Origin of the sequence: Maridesulfovibrio ferrireducens (genome assembly GCF_900101105.1) — a bacterium.
Classification (GTDB): Bacteria; Desulfobacterota; Desulfovibrionia; order Desulfovibrionales; family Desulfovibrionaceae; genus Maridesulfovibrio; species Maridesulfovibrio ferrireducens.
The window spans coordinates 482179-489205 of record NZ_FNGA01000004.1 but is presented as its reverse complement, the minus strand read 5'-3'; the positions used below and the strand labels follow the sequence as shown (position 1 = coordinate 489205).

Genomic DNA, 7027 nt, shown 5'->3' with positions numbered 1-7027 from the left:
CCGCTCCGACTGTCAACCACTTTATAAAAGTTTTTGTTGCCGCCTCCCCGTGAACGACTCGCGCTCATGCCGATCAAATCGGCTTTTCGGGAAGCAGGCTGAACCTACTCAAGCAGGCCCGTCCAGTCAACAACTAAATAACTTTTTTTTCAATGATCTCCGAGTGTTACCTCAGTTGCGTTACCCCTTGGCAGCGCGGAATCGAAACCTACACATTCACCCTGTTCATGTCAACCGCTTTGTGACCGGTCAGTCAAAAAAAATCCCGGGAGATGCTGTGGCGTTCAGCCGTTGCCGACCCGAGAAAGAGGTTCTATGAGAATCGCGCGCCCACGTCAATAGGTTTTTGAATTATTGTTGAAACAATTAGATGATATACTCTCACGCTTGCTATTGCTGATGTTGCTATACATAATGAACAACACGAAGCGAGGCTCTCTGAGAGCCCGTCACACTAACAACTAACCACATTCAAGGTTTTCTAATGAGCATATCCGACCCTCGTTCACAAGTATCCCATCTTAAACACGGCATAAAAACAGGTATCGCCGCAGTTACTGCCTATACAGCTGCAAGCCTTTTCGATCTTAGTTATGGATACTGGGCCGCCCTGTCAGGGGTAATTGTCATGCAAATCAATGTAGCGGACTCCATCAGGATGTGCTGGTACCGCTTTTCAGGCACAGCCATCGGCGCTCTTATCGGCATACTCTGCATAGTAGTATTCCCGGAAACTCCGTCTATGACGCTTCTGTCCCTTTTTGTTTCAGTCGGCTTCTGTGCATATATGACAAGATATAACGAACGCTACCGCATGGCCGCAATTACAACCACTATCGTTACTCTCGCAAGTCTGGGACAAGCCCACCGTATAGAATTCGGGCTGTTCAGAGTAGTGGAAATCTCTATCGGAGTTGCCAGTGCTTTTCTGGTAAGTGTATTAATTTGGCCCTTAAGAGCGGCTGACTCTTTAAAAGGAAGTCTTTGCAGCCAGTTTTCTGAATGTGCGGATCATTATGAAGCACTGATGGAAAGCTTTCTTAACAAACAAACCGAGCTTGATACCGAAATGCTCGACTCTTTCAATAACAAGGTAGCCCTTAACCGTGCAACCTACATGAAGGTTCTGCGACATGAAAGCCTTCTATATATAGAAGACACTGATCTACTCGGTTTAAAAGTGCGGACTCTGGAAAAAAGCGGATCTCACCTGCGGGCAATGCTCCACGCTCTTAATAATGTTCACGGTGAAGGGTACGAAATCATAATGAAGGAAGAACTAAGAACTCTTTCAAAAGTATCCGCAGAGTCAATGCGAGCCATAAGCGCTGGAAAAACACCTGATGAAGAAGCCTTACAAAACGCGTTCAATGCAGCTCTGAAAAGACTTGAAGCCTTACGTAAAGAAGGTGTTACCAGACGTTTTTACCTTCAGAAGATGGTACAATTCTTTGCCTTTTACCACAGCACTCAATTTATATGTAAAGACCTTCTTCAATATACAAAAGAACGGAAGAAGGTCATGGACAACATCCAAGAAAATTAAATCAAATCCCCATCAGCACGTTAAAAAGGACATCCGCCTCCGGTTTGTCATGCTCGTGAGTCATGAGCAACTCTTTAACACTGATGGGTTTTCCATAATAAGCCTTGTTGCTTTCTTTGCCGACCATGAGTGAGCCGGTCCGATATGAAACTCCGAAAAAAGCCCCGGCCTGATAAACCAGTGGAAACACATTCCCTTCGAAATCAAAACTCCCCCGGTGTCTTTGATCATTGAGATGGCCTATGGCAAGATCAACTCCGAGCGATAAATCGATCTTTCCTGCAATGGCTGACTCCAGGGCTTCATCATCCATAAGGAATATCATTATGGTCTTACCGGCCACGCCTCCCTGAATTCCGATATCTATACCTGCCAGTGTATAAAAAGCCGGACCATTCCAAAAACCGGTACTGTCTTTTGCACACAGCACACCTGCCCCGCCCTCGGCTCCAATCATAAATGCCAACTTATACACATCCGGAAAAATGAAAACACCTCGTGAAATTTCAAGCAGATAATCAATAGTCGGGCCATCCAGATCTGTTCTCATTTGTTTCACTGCACACGCGGCAGAATCGACAACTCTCTGCGTATTCGTTGTAGAATTGCTGACACAGGGATTTCCTGTGATCTTTTTGACTGAATTACATGAAGTAAAAAGAAGGATTACAGCAATGCAAAGTGAGATTCGTTTAAACTTATTCATATGCTTAGATTAAACCGATACATATAGATTCAGCAACCGGAATGTCTTTTTTACATTCAAATTTTTCGAACATTGATTTAAGGCAATTTCAAAATGATAAAAAATGTCATGCAATAAAGCTCATAATGATATTAAGGATTATCTATGTCGAATCTTATGAAGCCATATAATGAACGGATGATGGATGTTCTGCTGTATATTCAGAAAAACCTGGACCGGGAACTTCCCTCCGAAGAACTGGCAGAAGCAGCTTGTTTTTCAATCGTGCACTTTCACCGGATATTCAAAGGTATGACCGGCGAAAGTTTAAAAGAACATATCCGCCGTCTCAGACTTGAAAAAGCAGCTTATAAACTTTGTTATGAAAATGACACCATCATTAATATCAGTCTTGATGCTCAATATGAATCACCTGAAACATTCAGTCGCGCATTCAAAAAAATGTTTAAACTGCCACCCAGCGACTACAGACTCAAATCCAGAGAAATCGCCAGTCCACGTGTAAGCAGCGGAATTCATTATTCCCCGGCACCTATACCGAAGACATTGAAAAGAAACGGCTCCCCGATAACTCTTAAAGTCGACATTCGCGAGCGAGATGATATCTCTGTAGCTTTTATCCGGCATATCGGGTCATATTTTGAAGTTGGAAAAGCATGGGAGAAACTTTGCGGATGGGCTGCTCTAAAAAAACTGCTGAACTCCCAGACTGAGTTTATAGGAATATGCTATGACGATCCATCTGTAACGCCGCTAGGTAAAATCAGATATGATGCGTGTATCAGCACTTCTGGCAATATTATGCCGGAAGGAGAAATCGGAACCCAAATAGTGTCCGGTGGTAAATACGCTGTCGGAACTCACTACGGTCCTTACGAAGGGCTTAAAGATGCATACCGGGAACTTTACGGAAAATGGCTTCCTACTAGCAGCTATCAGCTAAAAAACAACATTCCTTCCTTCGAAAAATACATAAATACCCCCGCGGACACAGCTCCGAAGGATTTGATTACAGAAATTTATTTAGGCATTTACTAATATAACTTTAACTTAACGGAGCATGAAATGGACGTAAAAATCTGGACCCTTGACCCTATGAAACTAGCTTATGTTGAACATGTCGGCCCCTACACTGAAGTTGATCAAGCTTGGGGTAAGCTGTGCGGATGGGCCGGACCGAACGGTATTTACAATGAACGCACAAGATTTTTCGGAATATACCACGACAATCCCGAAGAAATTCCTGCGGCAGAACTACGCTCCGAAGCATGCATTACCGTAGACAATGAATCAGACAATGCAGGAGTGGTAAAGTTTAAAGATGTGCCGGGTGGCAAGTTCGCTGTAACAACACACCTCGGACCTTATACAAACCTTGCTGAGTCATGGATGGAATTCTATATGAAATGGCTGCCGACAAGCGGCATGGAACATGCTGAAAGCCCTTGCTACGAACAATATATGAATGATCCTAACTCAACTAAACCTGAGCAGTTGGTTACTTTGCTGCTTATGCCTTTAAAATAATCCACTCTAAAAAGAATATCCCCCTTCTATATATATAGAAGGGGGATACGAGTAATATCAAAGTTAAAATCTAAAACTCAAGATTCTTAGGAGTTCTCGGGAAAGGTATTACGTCGCGGATGTTAGTAACTCCGGTGAGCATCATAAGCATGCGCTCAAATCCCATTCCGAATCCGGCATGCGGCGCGGTTCCGAAACGGCGGCTGTCCAGATACCACCAGTAATCTTCTGTTTCCATTCCCGTCTCTACAATTCTGCGCTCAAGCACATCAAGTCTTTCTTCACGCTGGGAACCACCAACAAGTTCACCGATTCTCGGAACCAGTAAATCCATGGCGGCAACAGTTTTACCGTCATCATTCAGGCGCATGTAAAAAGGCTTAATTTCAACAGGGTAATTATATACAATAACCGGCTTCTTAAAATGCTCTTCGGTGAGATATCTCTCGTGTTCAGTTTGCAGATCAAGGCCGTATTCAGGTTTGAATTCAAACTTTTTCGCTTTTTTGCAATTCTTCAAAAGCTCTATTGCATCAGTATAAGCAACACGCTCGAAGGTGTTCTCTGAAATATTCTTAAGAGTATCCATCAGAGTTTTATCAACGAATTTAGCAAACAACTGAATATCATCAGCGCACTTATCAAGAATATGACTGATGAGATATTTAACCATCTCTTCACTGAGATCCATATTATCTTCAAGATCGGCAAAAGCCATTTCTGGTTCAATCATCCAGAATTCAGCTGCATGGCGCGGCGTATTGGATTTTTCAGCACGGAAAGTCGGTCCAAAAGTATAAACGTTACCAAGTGACAGCGCATACATTTCGGCTGAAAGCTGCCCTGATACGGTTAAATGGGATTCTTGGCCGAAGAAATCATTCGCGCCCTGCTCTGCTTTGCCAAGCTTGGCAAGTGAGCTGTGGTCAAGAGAAGTAACTCTGAACATTTCTCCTGCACCTTCGCAATCTGAGCCGGTGATAATAGGAGTATGAACATAGAAAAAACCTTTATCACGGAAAAACTGGTGTACAGCAAAAGAAAGCTCGGAACGTATGCGGAACATAGCTCCAAATTTATTTGTACGGGGACGAAGATGAGCAATTGTCCTCAAGAATTCATCTGAATGGCGTTTTTTCTGAAGCGGAAATGTTTCCGGATCAGCAACACCCAGTAATTCAACTGACTTACCGCGAACTTCCCACTTCTGTCCTTTACCCGGAGACTCGATAAGCTCTCCAACCACACTGACAGAAGCTCCGGTATATATATGTTCCAGAACAGCTTCTATTTCAGGAGTATGATCAATGATAACCTGAATATTCGTGATGCAGGAACCATCGTTTACTTCCAGAAATGAAAACCCTTTACTATCGCGCTTTGTACGGACCCATCCTTTGATAATTATCTCGGATACTGGGCCTTCCGCATTCAAAGCTGCCTTTATGCATGTTCTTTTCATAAAAAGTCTCCATTAATTGCGTTTTGCACAGATGTATATGTAAGATGAGTAAATTTCAACAAACTTGTTTATCACTATATATATAGTGATAAAAAGGGTAAGCCAGCACATTGATAAAAGCAACCGGGGTCGTAACCTATGGATAGTTGCGTATCGGCTCCGACTGCGCTATCTTCCGCTGTTCAAAATAGATTTTAAAGGGGATTTCAATGGGATTCTTTTCTAAAGTAAAAAAATTATGGGTCAGCCCGGAAGAAAGAGCCGCGAAAGCTCTCAAAGAATATTTAGGTGAAGCGGACCAGCCCGATCAAAAAATTGAGCCGGAAGCTCCTGCACAACAAGAAACTCCTGCGCCGCAAAAAGCAGTTGAGTTCGAACCCAAGGCAGAAGTTACACCAACACCTGCGCCGGAACCAGCACCGGAACCAACTCAGGAACCTGTCTCCGCTCCAGTAGTTGAAACAGTTGCAGTTCCTGAATCAGCCGGTAAAGCAAGAATTATCGAACCTGTCATGGCAACAGAAGCTAAATCTGATGCTGACAAGCCCCAATGGCAACGCGATCTTACCAAAGCTCTCCAGCAAGCTGATCCACGCCTTTCGGTCTGGCTCGATCTTATCCTCGACGGAATAGACACTGCCGGAGACGACCTCTGGGACCGTCTGACATTCCTGCTTAAAGCTCTTGAAGCTCCCGCAGATGAAGCTGATGATTTTGTTTCTCGCTTTAAAGAATGGCTCGACGACATGGACTACGAGCATGTTGACGAATTCCGCTCTGAATTGCAGTACCGCCTTGCTCTCGCTCTTGAACTGGAAGATGAAGAAGATGAACGAAGCCGTCTCTTTATTAAACTTTCCGAAGGATTGTCCAAAACAAGAGAACAGATTACCAAACGCCTTGACGCTCTTCTTTCAAGTCACAGTGCATTTGATGATGATTTCTGGGAAGAATTCGAAGAAATTCTGATCATGGCGGATGTTGGTTTCGAAGCTACCTCCGAGCTTGTAGAGCGCATGAAAACCAGAATCCGCAATAGCGGAGAAACAAACCCGGAAAACTTCAAAGACCTTCTTCGTGAAGAACTTGACGAAATTTTTAAACTTCCCAAACGTATTAAAGCTTTCAACCCGCCCGAAGTCGTAATGATGATCGGGGTGAACGGTGTCGGTAAAACAACGACCATTGCAAAAATCGCCCATCGCGAACAGATGCAGGGCCGCAAAGTTCTCATCGTCGCAGGTGATACATTCCGCGCCGCAGCTATCGGACAGCTTGAAATATGGGCTAAACGTGTCGGAGCAGGATTCTTCGCAAAAGACGAAGGGTCTGATCCAGCCGCAGTAGCATATGAAGCCATCGATTACGCAGTTAAAAACGGCTATGACCTCATGCTTCTTGATACAGCGGGAAGACTGCACACCAAAACAAACCTGATGGAAGAACTGCTCAAGATCAGAAGAGTTCTCGGTAAAAAGCACGACGAAGCTCCGCACCGCAGCATTCTGGTTATTGACGCAACAACAGGCCAGAACGCCATGTCTCAGACAAAGCTTTTCAACGAAGCAATCGGAGTGGATGAATTAATCCTCACTAAGCTCGATGGAACAGCAAAAGGCGGAATCATGATTGCCGTGACCATGCAGCACAAAATCCCCATCACCTTCATAGGGCTCGGGGAAAAAATGGAAGATTTGCGCCCCTTCAACGGTGCTGATTTTGCGAAGGCTTTATTGATGTAAAAGATTGGATATACGACAATAACAAAAGTCCCCTTGAAGCACAC

Annotated in this window: 6 protein-coding genes; 4 read left to right on the top strand and 2 right to left on the bottom strand. The window is 44.1% G+C overall.

Going from position 1 to position 7027, the window contains the following annotated elements:
- Positions 1–484 precede the first annotated feature (484 nt).
- The gene (locus BLT41_RS14655) at positions 485–1546 is read left to right on the top strand and encodes an FUSC family protein (RefSeq protein ID WP_092162445.1); all 1062 of its coding nucleotides are present in this window, start codon (positions 485–487) and stop codon (positions 1544–1546) included.
- Between the two features lies 1 nt (position 1547).
- On the opposite strand, the gene BLT41_RS14650 is transcribed toward BLT41_RS14655, so the two are convergent.
- Positions 1548–2252, bottom strand: coding sequence for a lipid-binding SYLF domain-containing protein (locus BLT41_RS14650; protein WP_092162444.1), 705 nt, complete (start codon positions 2250–2252; stop codon positions 1548–1550).
- Between the two features lie 144 nt (positions 2253–2396).
- Here BLT41_RS14650 and BLT41_RS14645 point away from each other — a divergent pair, with 144 nt between their 5' ends.
- Entirely contained in the window at positions 2397–3290 is an 894-nt protein-coding gene (locus BLT41_RS14645; protein ID WP_092162433.1) for an AraC family transcriptional regulator, read from the top strand.
- Positions 3291–3317: 27 nt separating this feature from the next.
- A complete protein-coding gene (locus tag BLT41_RS14640; RefSeq protein ID WP_092162432.1) occupies positions 3318–3779 on the top strand; it encodes an AraC family transcriptional regulator in 462 nt (153 codons plus the stop codon).
- A gap of 70 nt (positions 3780–3849) precedes the next feature.
- Here BLT41_RS14640 and asnS read toward each other — a convergent pair whose 3' ends face one another.
- Complete coding sequence (gene asnS / locus BLT41_RS14635) at positions 3850–5241, bottom strand: asparagine--tRNA ligase (protein WP_092162431.1); 1392 nt, start codon at positions 5239–5241, stop codon at positions 3850–3852.
- A 209-nt stretch (positions 5242–5450) separates the two neighbouring features.
- Here asnS and ftsY point away from each other — a divergent pair, with 209 nt between their 5' ends.
- Positions 5451–6983, top strand: a complete 1533-nt coding sequence (gene ftsY, locus BLT41_RS14630; protein WP_092162430.1) for a signal recognition particle-docking protein FtsY — start codon at positions 5451–5453, stop codon at positions 6981–6983.
- The last annotated feature ends 44 nt before the right edge of the window (positions 6984–7027 follow it).

Coding starts and splice junctions, on each gene's coding strand:
- asnS (WP_092162431.1), bottom strand. CDS start 5,241: ATGAAAAGAACATGCATAAAGGCAGCTTTGAATGCGGAAGGCCCAGTA.
- BLT41_RS14655 (WP_092162445.1), top strand. CDS start 485: ATGAGCATATCCGACCCTCGTTCACAAGTATCCCATCTTAAACACGGC.
- BLT41_RS14650 (WP_092162444.1), bottom strand. CDS start 2,252: ATGAATAAGTTTAAACGAATCTCACTTTGCATTGCTGTAATCCTTCTT.
- BLT41_RS14640 (WP_092162432.1), top strand. CDS start 3,318: ATGGACGTAAAAATCTGGACCCTTGACCCTATGAAACTAGCTTATGTT.
- BLT41_RS14645 (WP_092162433.1), top strand. CDS start 2,397: ATGTCGAATCTTATGAAGCCATATAATGAACGGATGATGGATGTTCTG.
- ftsY (WP_092162430.1), top strand. CDS start 5,451: ATGGGATTCTTTTCTAAAGTAAAAAAATTATGGGTCAGCCCGGAAGAA.